13 protein-coding genes are annotated in these 12,680 nt (G+C 56.7%); 8 read left to right on the forward strand and 5 right to left on the reverse strand.

Annotation, left to right across the window (positions count from 1 at the left end):
* The first annotated feature begins 40 nt into the window (after positions 1–40).
* Positions 41–715, forward strand: a complete 675-nt coding sequence (locus ACMGGX_RS20950; protein WP_033145514.1) for a DUF3313 domain-containing protein — start codon at positions 41–43, stop codon at positions 713–715.
* A gap of 34 nt (positions 716–749) precedes the next feature.
* Here the strand turns inward: ACMGGX_RS20950 and ACMGGX_RS20955 are convergent, their stop codons facing one another.
* Complete coding sequence (locus tag ACMGGX_RS20955; protein ID WP_205915876.1) at positions 750–1,646, reverse strand: DMT family transporter; 897 nt, start codon at positions 1,644–1,646, stop codon at positions 750–752.
* A gap of 174 nt (positions 1,647–1,820) precedes the next feature.
* On the opposite strand from ACMGGX_RS20955, the gene ACMGGX_RS20960 reads away from it, so the two are divergent.
* Positions 1,821–2,693, forward strand: coding sequence for a helix-turn-helix transcriptional regulator (locus tag ACMGGX_RS20960; RefSeq protein WP_032657103.1), 873 nt, complete (start codon positions 1,821–1,823; stop codon positions 2,691–2,693).
* Here the strand turns inward: ACMGGX_RS20960 and ACMGGX_RS20965 are convergent.
* On the reverse strand, positions 2,673–3,920 hold the full coding sequence (locus ACMGGX_RS20965; protein WP_181593159.1) for a benzoate/H(+) symporter BenE family transporter: 1,248 nt from the start codon (positions 3,918–3,920) through the stop codon (positions 2,673–2,675). The genes ACMGGX_RS20960 and ACMGGX_RS20965 overlap by 21 nt on opposite strands.
* 11 nt (positions 3,921–3,931) lie before the next feature.
* On the opposite strand from ACMGGX_RS20965, the gene ACMGGX_RS20970 reads away from it, so the two are divergent.
* Together ACMGGX_RS20970 and ACMGGX_RS20975 are read left to right on the forward strand one after the other, a co-directional pair.
* Positions 3,932–4,459: an XRE family transcriptional regulator gene (locus ACMGGX_RS20970; protein WP_063441527.1), complete on the forward strand. Its 528-nt coding sequence runs from the start codon at positions 3,932–3,934 to the stop codon at positions 4,457–4,459.
* Between the two features lie 80 nt (positions 4,460–4,539).
* A complete protein-coding gene (locus ACMGGX_RS20975; protein WP_420298917.1) occupies positions 4,540–6,504 on the forward strand; it encodes a peptidase U32 family protein in 1,965 nt (654 codons plus the stop codon).
* Here ACMGGX_RS20975 and ACMGGX_RS20980 read toward each other — a convergent pair whose 3' ends face one another.
* The gene (locus tag ACMGGX_RS20980) at positions 6,505–6,735 is read right to left on the reverse strand and encodes a DUF2554 family protein (RefSeq protein ID WP_420298918.1); all 231 of its coding nucleotides are present in this window, start codon (positions 6,733–6,735) and stop codon (positions 6,505–6,507) included.
* Positions 6,736–6,978: 243 nt separating this feature from the next.
* On the opposite strand from ACMGGX_RS20980, the gene ACMGGX_RS20985 reads away from it, so the two are divergent.
* Positions 6,979–7,341 carry a hypothetical protein gene (locus tag ACMGGX_RS20985; protein WP_063441521.1) on the forward strand — a complete coding sequence of 121 codons (363 nt, stop codon included), beginning with the start codon at positions 6,979–6,981 and terminating at the stop codon, positions 7,339–7,341.
* 164 nt (positions 7,342–7,505) lie between these two features.
* Here the strand turns inward: ACMGGX_RS20985 and ACMGGX_RS20990 are convergent, their stop codons facing one another.
* Both ACMGGX_RS20990 and ftrA read right to left on the reverse strand, forming a co-directional pair.
* The gene (locus tag ACMGGX_RS20990; protein ID WP_420298919.1) at positions 7,506–8,042 is read right to left on the reverse strand and encodes a dihydrofolate reductase family protein; all 537 of its coding nucleotides are present in this window, start codon (positions 8,040–8,042) and stop codon (positions 7,506–7,508) included.
* A gap of 389 nt (positions 8,043–8,431) precedes the next feature.
* Complete coding sequence (gene ftrA / locus ACMGGX_RS20995) at positions 8,432–9,439, reverse strand: transcriptional regulator FtrA (protein ID WP_063441517.1); 1,008 nt, start codon at positions 9,437–9,439, stop codon at positions 8,432–8,434.
* 73 nt (positions 9,440–9,512) lie between these two features.
* Here ftrA and ACMGGX_RS21000 point away from each other — a divergent pair, with 73 nt between their 5' ends.
* The 3 genes from ACMGGX_RS21000 to urtA all read left to right on the forward strand — a co-directional run bounded on the left by ACMGGX_RS21000 (position 9,513) and on the right by urtA (position 12,661).
* Positions 9,513–9,926: a rhodanese-like domain-containing protein gene (locus ACMGGX_RS21000; RefSeq protein ID WP_420298920.1), complete on the forward strand. Its 414-nt coding sequence runs from the start codon at positions 9,513–9,515 to the stop codon at positions 9,924–9,926.
* 157 nt (positions 9,927–10,083) lie between these two features.
* Positions 10,084–11,187, forward strand: coding sequence for a cobalamin-independent methionine synthase II family protein (locus ACMGGX_RS21005; protein ID WP_033145525.1), 1,104 nt, complete (start codon positions 10,084–10,086; stop codon positions 11,185–11,187).
* 202 nt (positions 11,188–11,389) lie between these two features.
* Positions 11,390–12,661 carry an urea ABC transporter substrate-binding protein gene (gene urtA / locus ACMGGX_RS21010; RefSeq protein WP_223534019.1) on the forward strand — a complete coding sequence of 424 codons (1,272 nt, stop codon included), beginning with the start codon at positions 11,390–11,392 and terminating at the stop codon, positions 12,659–12,661.
* The last annotated feature ends 19 nt before the right edge of the window (positions 12,662–12,680 follow it).

Below are 12,680 nucleotides of genomic sequence, written 5' to 3' on the forward strand. Positions count from 1 at the left end.
AACTTCAAATGCATACTTGCAGATAACATGGAAAACTATCATGCGTACTCAAACTTTTTTTAAAGTTGCAGTGCTTACTGGTCTGTTGGCGTTAGCGGGCTGTTCTTCAAAAGTCGCGGCTCCCGAACAATATTCTGGCTTTTTAAAAGACTATTCAGGCTTGCAGCAGACGACGTCTGCGACGGGAAAACCAACGCTGCGTTGGGTGGATCCTTCTTATAACGAAGCTAATTACGACAGTATTCTCTGGACGCCGATTACTTATTATCCTGCGCCTAAACCGACCACTCAAATTGGTCAAAAAACGCTTGATGAGCTGTTGAATTACACCAATAACAAAATGAAAACCGCTATTGGTACCCGTAAGCCAGTTGTGACCACGCCGGGTAAACACAGCCTGATTTTCCGCGGTGCAATTACCGGGGTGAGTTCGCAGAAAGAAGGTCTGCAGTTCTATGAAGTGGTGCCGGTCGCGCTGGTGGTAGCAGGTACGCAGATGGCAACCGGGCATCGCACCATGGATACGCATCTCTTCTTTGAAGGCGAACTGATCGATGCGGCCACCAACAAACCGGTCATGAAGGTGGTGCGTAAAGGCGAAGGTAAAGATCTGAACAACGAAAGTACGCCGATGACCTTTGCGACGCTGAAGCAGGTAGTTGATGACATGGCGACGGACGCCACCATGTTTGATGTGAAAAAGACCGCGAAATAAAATAAAACGGCCTGCGTAATGCAGGCCTTTTTATTTACGCCATTCGTAAGCGTCTGAACCAGGTTTCTGGTTTGGTAAACATTACCATATTCCCCCCCAGAATCAGCAATAACCCTACGATACCGTTGATATGCCAGACGTAGCCTTCATACACCGTGGAGATGGTCAGCGCCACCAGCGGGAAGAGCAGCGTACTGTAGGCCGCTTTGCCCGGACCAATGCGCCCCACCAGCGTGAAATAGGCGCCAAACGCAATCACCGAACCAAACACAGCCAGATAGAGTAGCGCGCCAATGTAGCTGACGGTCCACTCTGGCGCGAAGCTGTCGCCTCTGAACAGGGCAATGCAGCCCATCACCAGCGTGCCGTAGAGCATCGCCCAGGCGTTGGTGGTCATGGTTTCAAGTCCTCTGCGCTGGTGACGCATGCTGATCATGTTGCCGAGCGAGAAGCCGTAGGTGCCGAGCGCGGAGAGACCAATCCCGGTCAGGAGCGACGCGCTCCAGCCGCTGGCCAGCAGATCGTCCCAGAAGAGGGTGACGATCCCAGTCAGGCCCAGTGCCGCCGCCGTCCAGAAACGCGCGGGCGGGCGCTGGCCGAAGAAAATAAAGCTGTTAATGGCGTTATAGAGCACGGCCATGGAGAAGATCACCGATTCCAGCCCGGTGTTGATGTGCGAGGCTGCGGCGTAAAAACACCAGAAGTTAAAGCAGAAAACGCAGCATCCCTGGAGGATACAAAAAAGGTGATCCCGCAGCGCCAGCTTGCGCAGGCGGCGCAGGGCGATTAACACCACCATCATCGTGAGGCTGGCGACGGCGAAACGCCAGAAAATAGAGACGGGCGCCGCTACGGGACCCTGCTGCAGGAAAATCGCAATCCAGGTGGTTCCCCAGATGACCACCACCAGTCCGTATAATAATGCGTTCATACTTTTTCTCTTCTCAAACCACGAAAGCCCGCAGTATGGCGCCGAGATCGGTCAGGGGCTTTCACCGGCTTGCGGTCGACTTGCAAAATCTTGCGCTTTTTTCTTTCCCGGGGGCTGGCAACGGGAGACAACTCTTCTTAGACTGATATTCCAGTCAATCACGCGCTTACGGTCATGTCTCACGCTTACGATACCTTTGAAACGCTTTGCCAACAGAATGCGGTCCTCCGGGAAACCGTCTCGCTGAATTCGGGCATTCAGCTGGCAGCGTGGTACAACAAGCACGATACGATTACGGTAAAAAGTAACCACCATACTCTCAGCCTGTACGTAGCGGATGGCTACGAAAGCTATCAAAAAACGCCGGGCGGCTGGAAGAACGGCGGGGGGCCGGACCGTTTCTGCTTGATGCCAAAAGAGAGCGAATCGACGTGGGATATCCGGGATGACCTGTCGTTTGTGCATCTGTACTGCACCGATGAACACCTGCGCGACGTGGGGGAGAAGATCTGGGACAAGCGCCCGCTTTCGCTGACGCTGGACGAGCGCATTTTTGGTAGCGATCCGAAGATCACCGCGCTGTATCGCCAGTTTTTGCTCGGCTGCGACTGGCAGCAGCACGCCAACCAGCTCACTTTGAGCACGGCCTCTACGCTGCTCCTGACCCATCTGCTGCAAAACTACTCTAACGTTCAGTGGAAGCTGCCGGTCGTCACCGGCGGGCTATCGCCATTCGTGCTGCGCAACGTGCTGGCCTTTATTGAAGAGAACCTCGGGCAACCCCTGACGCTGGCTGAACTGGCGGCGCAGGCCGCCCTCAGCGAATACCATTTTGCCCGCATGTTCCGTCAGTCGACGGGGCTGGCGCCGCATCAGTACGTGATGCAGAGAAGAATGGAAAAAGCGAAGGCGCTGGTGCAGAACACGGCGACGCCGCTGACGGACATCGCCCTTGCCTGCGGGTTTAACTCCGCCAGCCACTTTAGCAACCGCTTTCGCAGCGCGACGGGCATGACGCCTTCGCAGCTACGCGCGGCGAGCGCGTGAAAACAGGGCATAGCACACGCCGCCCAGCACCAGCCCCCAGAATGCCGAACCGATGCCCAGGATCGTGACGCCGCTCGCGGTCATCAGGAACGTGACGATGGCCGCGTCGCGCTCCGCCTCGTGGCTCAGTGCCTGATATAAACTCCCGCTGATGGTGCCCAGCAGCGCCAGACCGGCGAGCGTCTGGATCCAGCTGAGCGGCAGAGCGGCCATCAGCCCGGTAATCGAGCCGCCGAAAATCCCCGCCAGCAGATAAAATCCTCCGGCTGCGATGGCCGCCAGCCAGCGTTTTGCGGGATCCGGGTGCGCATCCGGGCTTTGACAAATGGCGGCAGTAATGGCTGCGATACAGATTGAAAAGACGCCAAAAGGGGAAAACAGCAGCGCCAGCGCTCCCGTAACGATGATGAGCGGCGAGACCGCCAGCGGGTAACCGGAGGCCTTCATCGTGGCGAACCCCGGCGCGTTTTGTGATGCCATGGTCACCAGGAAGAAGGGCACGCCAATACTCACCAGGCTGGTGAAGGTGAACGTGGGCGCAATAAACTCGGGCATCACAAGCGAGAGCGTGAGCTTATCAGTGACAACGTCACCGCCCGCCCATGCCACGATACCGCCGACCAGCAGCGTGACCACGATGGCATAGCGCGGGGCCAGCGCTTTTGCTATTAGCCACGCAGCAATCATGCTGCCGCACAGCAGAAAGTGACCCTCCAGGTGCGCAAACGCGTGCAGGCCAAACTGCAGCAACACGCCTGCCAGCATGGCGGCGGCAAGCGAATGGGGGATCAGCCTCATCAGACGGGCGAAGAGCCCGGTGATGCCGCAAAGTAAAATGAGCGCATTAGCAAAGATGAACACGCCGATCGTTTCCGGCAGCGTCACGCCGTGCAGGCTGGTGGCGAGCAGCGCCGCGCCGGGCGTTGACCAGGCGGTCAGCACCGGCGCTTTGTACCACCAGGAAAGCGCCAGCGTGCTGACGCCCATCCCAATCCCCAGCGCGGTCATCCAGCCTGCGATCTGCTGTGCGCTGGCACCAGCCGCCGCAGCGGCCTGCCAGATGATGGCGGCCGAGCTGGCGTAACCGACCAGCACGGCGACAAATCCAGCCAGGGCGACTGGAACAAGGTGAGAGGAAGGGCGCATGAAAACTCCGTTGTGCGTTATAACGTCCAATATAAGGTAACACTGTGCGCTATAGCGTACAAGTGGTATGCTGATCGCCATCAGGAGGGACCATGGACATCACACTACACCTTGCAACAACGCTGAAAACGCTGCGCCAGGCGCGCGGCTGGAGTTTGTCGAAGCTCGCGGACGAGACCGGCGTGTCAAAAGCGATGCTGGGGCAAATCGAGCGCAATGAATCCAGCCCGACGGTGTCGACGCTGTGGAAAATAGCCACCGGGCTGAACGTGCCGTTTTCCGCGTTCATTACGCCAGAGGCGGACCGGCAGGCGGTGTTTGACCCGCAGCAGCAGGCAATGGTGGTCAAACCGCTCTTTCCGTGGGACGAGACGCTCGGGTTTGATTATTTCTCCATTACCCTGGCACCCGGCGCGCTGAGTGAATCCACGCCGCACGAGGTCGGTGTGGTTGAACATGTGGTGGTGGTAAGCGGCGAGCTGGAGATGAAGCTTGACGGCGAGTGGCAGACGATTTCTGCCGATTCGGGCGTCCGTTTCGCCGGCGATAAACCGCACGCCTACCGCAACAGCAGCGACCGGACGGTGCATTTTCACTCCCTGATTCATTATCCCCGCTGACGCTACGCAAAACTGTTTCGCTGACGCATACTTCTGACTACAATAGCCGCCATTTTGACCATAACGGATAACGACGAAGTATGCGCCTGCAATCCCATCATCTTGAACTTTTAAGCCCGGCCCGCGACGCCGCCATTGCCCGTGAAGCGATCCTTCATGGTGCTGATGCCGTCTACATTGGCGGCCCAGGCTTCGGTGCCCGCCATAACGCCAGCAACAGCCTGAGCGATATTGCTGAACTGGTGCCGTTCGCCCACCGTTTCGGGGCGAAAGTGTTCGTGACCCTGAACACCATTCTGCATGATGATGAGCTTGAGCCTGCGCAACGTCTGATTACCGATCTCTACCAGGCCGGGGTGGATGCCCTGATCGTTCAGGACATGGGCGTTCTGGAGCTGGATATTCCGCCCATTGAACTGCATGCCAGTACCCAGTGCGATATCCGCACGGTCGAGAAGGCGAAGTTTCTCTCCGACGTCGGCTTTTCGCAGATCGTTCTGGCGCGCGAGCTGAACCTGAATCAGATCCGCGATATTCACCAGGCGACAGACGCGACGATTGAATTCTTTATCCACGGTGCGCTGTGCGTCGCTTACTCCGGTCAGTGCAACATTTCCCACGCGCAGACGGGCCGCAGCGCCAACCGCGGCGACTGCTCTCAGGCCTGCCGTCTGCCGTATACCCTGAAAGACGATCAGGGCCGCGTCGTGGCGTTCGAAAAACACCTGCTCTCCATGAAGGATAACGATCAGACGGCCAACCTGGGCGCGCTGATCGACGCGGGCGTGCGTTCCTTCAAGATTGAAGGGCGCTACAAAGATATGAGCTACGTGAAGAACATCACCGCGCACTATCGCCAGATGCTGGACGCCATTATCGAAGATCGCGGCGACCTGGCGCGCGCGTCGGCCGGCCGCACCGAGCATTTCTTTATTCCATCGACGGACAAAACGTTCCACCGCGGCAGCACGGACTATTTTGTGAACGCCCGTAAAGGGGATATCGGCGCGTTTGACTCACCGAAGTTTATCGGTTTACCGGTGGGCGAAGTGCTGAAAGTGGCGAAAGATCACCTTGATGTCGAAGTGACGGAACCGCTGGCGAACGGCGATGGCCTTAACGTGATGATTAAGCGTGAGGTCGTAGGCTTCCGTGCCAATACGGTCGAGAAAACCGGCGAGAACCGCTACCGCGTCTGGCCGAATGAAATGCCCGCCGATCTCTACAAGGCGCGGCCGAACGCGGCCCTTAACCGTAACCTCGATCATAACTGGCAGCAGGCGCTGCTGAAAACCTCCAGCGAACGTCGTATCGCCGTGGATATTGAGCTGGGCGGCTGGGAAGAGCAGCTGATTCTGACGATGACTTGTGAAGACGGAATTAGCGTGACGCATACGCTCGATGGTCTTTTCGAGGTGGCAAACAACGCCGCAAAAGCGCTTAACAGCCTGAAGGATGGCGTGGCAAAGCTGGGCCAGACGATTTACTACGCGCGCGCTATCGACGTGAATCTGCCGGACGCGCTGTTTGTACCAAACAGCCTGCTTAACCAGTTCCGCCGTGAAACGGCAGAGATGCTGGACGCCGCGCGCCTGGCACAGTATCCGCGCGGAAGCCGTAAAGCGGAAGCCGTCCCTGCGCCAGTCTACCCGGACACCCATTTATCCTTCCTCGCCAACGTCTACAACCATAAAGCGCGTGAATTCTATCATCGCCACGGCGTGCAGCTGATCGACGCAGCCTATGAAGCGCATGAAGAGAAGGGCGATGTGCCGGTGATGATCACCAAGCACTGCCTGCGCTTTGCGTTTAACCTGTGTCCTAAGCAGGCGAAAGGGAACATTAAGAGCTGGAAGGCTACCCCCATGCAGCTGGTAAACGGCGATGAAGTTCTGACCCTCAAGTTCGACTGCCGTCCCTGCGAAATGCATGTGATTGGTAAGATGAAAAACCACATCTTCAAAATGCCGCAGCCCGGCAGTATTGTGGCGTCCGTCAGCCCGGACGATCTGATGAAAACCCTGCCAAAACGCAAGGGCAGCTAATTACCGAACGTGCGTGTCCGGTTTGCGCGACTTCTGCCACAGGTGGTGTTCGCGCAAACCCTCCGCCGACTCTTCTGCAGCGCTTCGCAACTCATCGCTGTCGGCTTCATGACGAAGCTGATGCCCTACATTCTTGACCCATAAATATTCGTGTCCTTCGTGTCCGGCCATAAGCTGGCCTGAAAACAGCGCACAAATAAGCATGACGAAAGATAACCCTTTATTTATCATGGTTTCACCGCTGAAAAACAATGCGGAATAATCATGTCGATTATTTCTTAGGGTTATTATTCAAAAATTAAAATTAGCGCAAAGAAAATGTCAAATAATGTACGTTCGAAATAGCGGTTAGGACAGTTCCTAAAAACATCTGAATCTTTGTAAACTACTATTTCTGGTCCACAATTGGAGGTATGCATTAAGGATTAATCTTATATAATAGTAATCTTAGGCTAAGGAACAGGTCATTTATAAATGAAAAAAATAATAGCGCTTGCGCTTCTGGTAGTGGCTGTTGGAGCCGCTGCAGGGGTTCGTTATGCAGGTAATGACGAACCAGAATATATTCAATCTGCAGAAATTCGCGTGGGTTCTTATTTAACCAGCGATTATGGTAGCGTTGCCTGCGCCAGCAAAAAAGTGAACGATCAGCGTTGGGAATTAGACTGCACTCATCAGGCGAGAGGAAAAACATTCCAGTTTGCGGTGTATCCCTCTGAAAAAGCACCTTATGGTGTCGCTCGCTCCTTTTATCTGGAAGCCATTAATGACGATGCAAAACAGAGCGCTGAGCAGGGCCTTATGCGTTATTTGCAGATCAATACCCATACTGGTTAATAAGGTTGTTTAGCGTTCGTTAAGACAACAGGTGTTAGGTTGTGTGAGATCCGCTGCCCGGCCATGGAGTGTCGGGACGTAGAGACCAAAACATAAATCTATCCATGCAAGCATTTACCGCCATTTTTTGGCGGTTTTTTTTTGCGCAGACCGTCGCGATAGGGTTATGGCGTCAGCCGATAATGCGACTGCACCAGGCCCGAAGGGAAGCTGCGGCTTGATACCAGTGTCAAATTAATATCCCGGGACAACGTTCCGAACAGCGGTTTTCCCTCCCCGAGCAGTACAGGTACGGTCGTGATCACCATATCGGCTACCAGTCCTTCGCGCAGGAACGACTGTATCACCTGTCCGCCATCAAGATAGACGCGATGTACGTCCTGCGCAGCGAGATCGTCCAGCACCTCCTTTGGCGTCCGGGATGAAAACTGCACTTTTCCCTTTAGCGCCTCAGGCACGGGCGTACCGACCAGCTGTCGGGAGAGCACCAGCACGGGACGATCGCAAGGCCATGCGTCAAAGGTCAGTACCTTTTCATAGCTACCCCGGCCCATCACGATCCACTCTTTGTCCGCGATGAATGCCTCATAGCCATGATCTTCCGTTGGATCGTCGCGCTGCAGCAGCCAGTCGATATCGTCATTCTGTCGGGCGATGTAACCATCAAGACTGACCGCGATAAAAACGTGTGTAGTGACCATCAGGTGCTCCGTATTACGAAAATTAAAAAATGACTCTTCCTCTTAGCGGAGAGGGGCCCCTTTGTAAACATGTATTCAGAAGCAATAAGACTGTCTTCAGAATAATGACAGATTTACAGCGATGCCCTGGTCCGGCTGTAAATCGCCGAAGCGTTTCCGTAAGGCCGGGGCGAGGCGCAGGGATGCGCCGAGAGGGCGTGGCCTGCAGGGATGCAGGCTCATGCCCGACCCGATAGCCTGAAGGAATAAGCTGAGGGGACCGCGAAGCGGCGATTTACCGCCGGGAGCCCGGGTCGCCAGGGTGGTGGCGATTGAGCCACCCCAGCCCTCTCCCTCAAGGGAGAGGGGGGCGTCCGTGCAGGCATTATTTTGTGGGGAACCCTCAACCGTTAGCGTGCAGTACCCGGACGTGAAAATTGTTTACGATACTGAGCCGGGGAAAGCGCGAACTGCTGGCGAAAATGATGACGCAGTGTCGACGCCTGACCAAACCCGGTCTGTTCAGCGATGCTGTCGATGCTTAACCGGCTGCTTTCCAGATAATCTTTTGCTCTCAGCAGGCGCTCATTGATTAACCAGCGTGCGGGCGTCGTCCCCGTTGCCGCCTCGAAGCGACGAAGGAAGGTGCGCTGGCTCATTCCGACCCGACGCGCCAGGGAGTCGACGCTGTGCGCCTCGATAAGATGCGTGTGCAGAAAATCAAACAGCTGGCCGAGGCGCTGGCTTTCCCGCAGCTGGGCTACCGGACGGCTCAGCTGCTGTGGTTGTGAACCATCCCGGTGAGGGGGAATGACCAGCCGACGCGCCACGCTGTTGGCGGTTTCCATGCCATAATCCCGCCGCACAACGTGCAGACAGAGATCGATTCCCGCCGCGCTGCCAGCGGACGTCAGAATATCGCCTTCGTCCTGGTAGAGAACATCCTCAACCACGTCGATGTCAGGGTAGCGGACTTTCAGCGCGTCAATGTAGCGCCAGTGCGTCGTGGCTTTGCGGCCGTTCAGCAGCCCCGTTGCGGCCAGCACAAACACCCCCGAGCAGATGGAGAGCAGCCGGCATCCTCTCGCGCTGGCCTGGCGTAGTGCCTCGCAGAGCGCGTCCGGAACCGGTGAATCCAGCCCCCGCCAGCCGGGAACCACAATCAGGTCCGCAGACGCAAGCAGGCTTAAATCACCATCGGTAACGATGCGGATCCCGCCAGTTGCCCGAAGTTCACCGCTGTCCACGCTCGCCACCGCAAAACGATACCACTCGTCGCCCAGCTCGGGACGCGGCAGGCCGAAGATCTCCACCGCCACGCCAAACTCAAAGGTGCACAGACCGTCATACGCCAGCACCACCACCTGCGGGCGGGCAATTTGTCTTAAGTTTGTCATCTTTTTGCTGTTTTCTGGCATAAGCGAACGCATTCACGGGCTGAATTTGTGGATAGAGTAGTGTTAACACAAACGCCAAAGATGAGGAAGGATCATGAGCTATGTTACTGAATTTCCGGCTGCCGAGCCGCAGGAAGCCGTTACCCATTTTCTGCGCCGCCTGAGCGTTGAAACCGACTGTGCGGATGTGCATCACGCCATCGTCAACCATGAGCAGGACTTCGTGCTGCTGCACGTCGTGGGCAGCCCGGAGCAGTTTGCCCGCCGTCACGTACCTGGCGCACTGCACCTGCCGCGGAGCCAGATGACCGCCGAGCGCATGGCCGAATGGCCTGAAGGCACGCTGTTCGTCGTTTACTGCGCAGGGCCGCACTGTAACGGCGCGGACAGGGCCGCGCTCAAGCTGGCGCGCCTCGGGCTGCCGGTCAAAATCATGCTCGGGGGGATCAGCGGATGGGAGGATGAAAAGTTCGCCTTTGCCAGCAGCGAAACTGCCGTCGCGCTGTGAACATGAATTTTTTTCAACACCCGTGAAATTTTCTCGTTTGCCGGAACGGGACAGGTATGACATCTTTTTTTGGACATTTAGACATCCAGAAGTCTAAAGCTTCAAGTGATGAATTATCACTGCTGGCAATTATCGTCGGCAGACTGAGGAGATTTCCATGCAACGACAGCACGCCCCGTACCGCGCCGATGTAGTCGGCAGTTTTTTACGCCCGGATGCCATCAAAGAGGCTCGCCTGAAGTTTGCCAGCGGCGAAATTGACGCCGGACAGCTTCGCGCGGTAGAGGACGATGCCATCCGCCACGTCGTTGAGCAGCAGTGTGCGTGCGGCCTGCATGTGGTCACCGACGGTGAATTTCGTCGTGCCTGGTGGCACTTCGACTTCTTCGACGGTCTGCAGGGTGTTGAGCGCTACGATTCACAGCAGGGCATCCAGTTCAACGGGGTACAAACCAAAGCCCACGGCGTGCGCGTAACCGGCAAGCTGGGCTTTGGCGACCATCCGATGCTCGAAGATTTCCGCTACCTGAAAAGCATTAGCGGCAATGCTCAGCCGAAGATGACCATTCCCAGCCCGAGCGTGCTCCATTTCCGCGGCGGGCGTAAAGACATTGATGCGACGGTGTACCCGGATCTGAATGACTATTTCGACGATCTGGCGACCACCTGGCGCGACGCCATCCGCGCATTTTACGACGCGGGCTGCCGTTACCTGCAGCTGGACGACACCGTCTGGGCCTATCTGTGTTCGGACGACCAGCGCCGTCAGATCCGCGAGCGAGGCGATGATGCCGATGAGCTGGCACGCATCTATGCCCGCGTTCTGAACAAGGCGCTGGAAGGCAAGCCGGACGATCTAACTATCGGCCTGCACGTATGCCGCGGTAACTTCCGTTCAACCTGGATTTCCGAAGGCGGCTACGAGCCGGTGGCGGAAGTGCTGTTCGGCACGGTCAACGTTGACGCGTTCTTCCTTGAATACGATAACGACCGGAGCGGGGATTTCGCGCCATTGCGCTTCATTCGCCCGGGCAAGCAGCAGGTGGTGCTGGGCCTGATTACCACCAAAAACGGCGAGCTGGAGAACCCGGAGGGGATTAAGGCCCGTCTGGAAGAGGCGGCGAAATACGTGGCAAAAGAGCAAATATGCCTCAGCCCGCAGTGCGGCTTTGCCTCTACCGAAGAGGGCAACAGCCTGAGCGAATCCCAGCAGTGGGACAAAGTCCGTCTGGTCACGCAGATCGCCAGCGAAGTCTGGTAAAGCCTCTTCCACAGCGCTGCATTATAAAAGTGCAGCGCTGTGCCATTCTGAGTCGTTCTCTTTACATCCTGCGTTCCCCCTCCTGAAATAGCGCTTCCTTCATTCTGGCATCCTTTTTGCTCCTGCTTCGCTGACACATTTTTTTCCGCGTCCACGCCGTAACGGACGTTTTCGCACAGCGTTCTTTTTCAGGAGTGAAAATATGCAGCGTCGTACCTTATTAAAAGCCTTTGCGTTATCCGCGTCCGTCGTGGCGATGGGAATGAGTTTTGGCGTGCAGGCGGCCGAGACCATCAAAGTGGGGATCATGCATTCTCTTTCCGGCACCATGGCCATCTCCGAAACGCCGCTGAAAGACGTCGCGCTGATGACCATCGACGAGATCAACGCGAAAGGCGGCGTGCTGGGTAAAAAACTGGAGCCGGTGGTGGTGGATCCCGCCTCAAACTGGCCGCTGTTTGCCGAGAAGGCGCGCCAGCTGTTAAGTCAGGATAAAGTGGCGGTGGTATTCGGCTGCTGGACGTCGGTATCGCGCAAATCCGTGCTGCCGGTCTTCGAGGAGCTGAACGGTCTGCTGTTCTATCCGGTGCAGTATGAAGGCGAAGAGATGTCGCCAAACGTCTTCTATACCGGCGCGGCGCCGAACCAGCAGGCCATCCCGGCGGTGGAATACCTGATGAGCGAAGACGGCGGCGCGGCGAAGCGCTTCTTCCTGCTGGGCACGGACTATGTTTACCCGCGCACCACCAACAAGATCCTGCGCGCGTTCCTGCATTCGAAAGGGGTAGAGGATAAGGACATCGAGGAGGTTTATACCCCGTTCGGTCACAGCGACTACCAGACCATCGTCGCCAACATCAAGAAATTCTCTGCGGGCGGTAAAACCGCCGTGGTGTCGACCATCAACGGCGATTCCAACGTTCCGTTCTACAAAGAGCTGGCTAACCAGGGTCTGAAGGCGACCGACGTGCCGGTGGTGGCGTTCTCCGTGGGAGAAGAAGAGCTGCGCGGGATCGACACCAAACCGCTGGTCGGCAACCTCGCGGCGTGGAACTACTTTGAATCCGTGGATAACCCGACCAACCAGGCCTTCGTGGCGGATTACAAAGCCTATGCCAAAGCGCACAAGCTGCCGAACGCCGATACCGTGGTGACCAACGACCCGATGGAAGCGACTTACGTGGGGATCCATATGTGGGCGCAGGCGGTGGAAAAAGCGGGTACTACCGACGTGGATAAAGTGCGTGAGGCGATGGCCGGCCAGTCCTTTAAGGCACCGTCTGGCTTTACGCTCACCATGGATGCCACCAACCACCATCTGCATAAGCCGGTCATGATCGGCGAAATCGAAGGCAACGGCCAGTTCAACGTGGTGTGGCAGACTGAGCAGCCGGTACGTGCCCAGCCGTGGAGCCCGTTCATCGCCGGAAACGATAAAAAGCCCGACCAGCCGATGAAAACCGCCAGCAACTAAGCCATCACCAGGGAGAAAC

Source organism: Enterobacter sp. BNK-29 (assembly GCF_048684785.1).
GTDB lineage: Bacteria > Pseudomonadota > Gammaproteobacteria > Enterobacterales > Enterobacteriaceae > Enterobacter > Enterobacter cloacae_M.